The following is a 1,118-nucleotide window of genomic DNA, read 5'->3' as shown; positions in this document are numbered from 1 at the left end:
TACTCAGATATTGCTCTTTGGTATTCTTTTTTAGTCTGTGTATTTTTCCTTATGTTACGTACACGCAGTTTAATAAATATATCTATTTACACACTACAGTGCTCAGTTAAAAAAACATAGTAAAATTTCCGATTTTATAAAACTGTTCAGATTAAATGACGTTGTCTCTTCTCAACGTTCGATAAAATCAACAAGGAGATAAAAAACTATCGAAAGCAGTTTGATACTCTTTGTAGCAGGAAAGAGGTCAACGCATTGAACGAAGCATAGCGTCACGTAAAATGGCGTTAATCCGCGTTTGATATCCTTTCCCTTGACTTTTAAGCCACGCTAGAACGTCTGAATCCACACGTACTGTTGTGACAGTTTTGGTTGGTTTATAGAATGGATTGCGAACGGCGTTTTTCCAGAACGTATCATCTAGTGTTGGAATATCACTATGATCAATTGCACTATCCGGCATTGCAGCCAGTTTATCAACCTCAACTCTCTGTTTATCTGTCAAAGGTGATAAGTTACCTACATCAATTTCATAACGAACTTTCTTCTTCATAACGTTTCCTTTCTTTCGAGTTAGCTCGCCGCGCTGAAATAATACGGATTACTTCTATACCATCTTTATCATCATGGACAGTATGCGCTACGAGCAGCAGTAAAAAACCATCCACAAGACCCAAAGTTTGCCAACGATATTCTCCGTTTTCAATACGGTCTTGTTTAACCATGGCAAACGGGTCTGCAAAAACACGAGCAGCAATTTCAAAACTGACACGGTGCTTTCTAAGATTACTTTTTGCTTTAGTTTCATCCCATTCAAATCTTATTCTCATATCTTATGTTAATACATTTATGTATGTATATCAAGAGTTTTAAATGAACACTGAACTATTTATGTTTTTTTGCATATTAAATATAATTTTATATGTTAAAAAACAATAATATCCTTTTGAAATAATTGAAAAAATAAGCAAATCATGTTAAGATTTTTTATGTATTAAAATACAAGTTTAAGGTAAGAAAAAATATGCTAAATAAAGTGATGTTAATCGGGCGCCTTGGTGCTAATCCCGAAAGCAAAACAATGAATTCTGGAGCAGAAATAGTCAATTTTAGTATAG

General features: G+C 33.9%; 3 protein-coding genes. 1 reads left to right on the top strand and 2 read right to left on the bottom strand.

Annotated features, from left to right (window positions below; translation table 11 throughout):
• Nucleotides 1-247: 247 nt before the first annotated feature.
• Complete coding sequence (locus ACFIJK_RS09285) at nt 248-553, bottom strand: BrnA antitoxin family protein (protein ID WP_375627588.1); 306 nt, start codon at nt 551-553, stop codon at nt 248-250.
• The gene (locus ACFIJK_RS09280; protein WP_208439550.1) at nt 531-830 is read right to left on the bottom strand and encodes a BrnT family toxin; all 300 of its coding nucleotides are present in this window, start codon (nt 828-830) and stop codon (nt 531-533) included. Before ACFIJK_RS09280 ends, ACFIJK_RS09285 begins: the two co-directional genes overlap by 23 nt.
• Nucleotides 831-1,024: 194 nt before the next feature.
• On the opposite strand from ACFIJK_RS09280, the gene ACFIJK_RS09275 reads away from it, so the two are divergent.
• Nucleotides 1,025-1,118: single-stranded DNA-binding protein (locus ACFIJK_RS09275; RefSeq protein ID WP_375627589.1), on the top strand; the 94-nt coding region annotated here is incomplete at its 3' end.

Origin of the sequence: Bartonella sp. PS17NMGDW, from assembly GCF_042193555.1 — a bacterium.
GTDB classification, from domain to species: domain Bacteria; phylum Pseudomonadota; class Alphaproteobacteria; order Rhizobiales; family Rhizobiaceae; genus Bartonella; species Bartonella grahamii.
The sequence above is the reverse complement of the archived record's forward strand: the minus strand, read 5'-3'. Positions and strand labels throughout refer to the sequence as shown.

Excerpts from the sequence above, each read along its gene's own strand:
- ACFIJK_RS09285 (WP_375627588.1), bottom strand. The coding sequence starts at position 553 with ATGAAGAAGAAAGTTCGTTATGAAATTGATGTAGGTAACTTATCACCT.
- ACFIJK_RS09280 (WP_208439550.1), bottom strand. The coding sequence starts at position 830 with ATGAGAATAAGATTTGAATGGGATGAAACTAAAGCAAAAAGTAATCTT.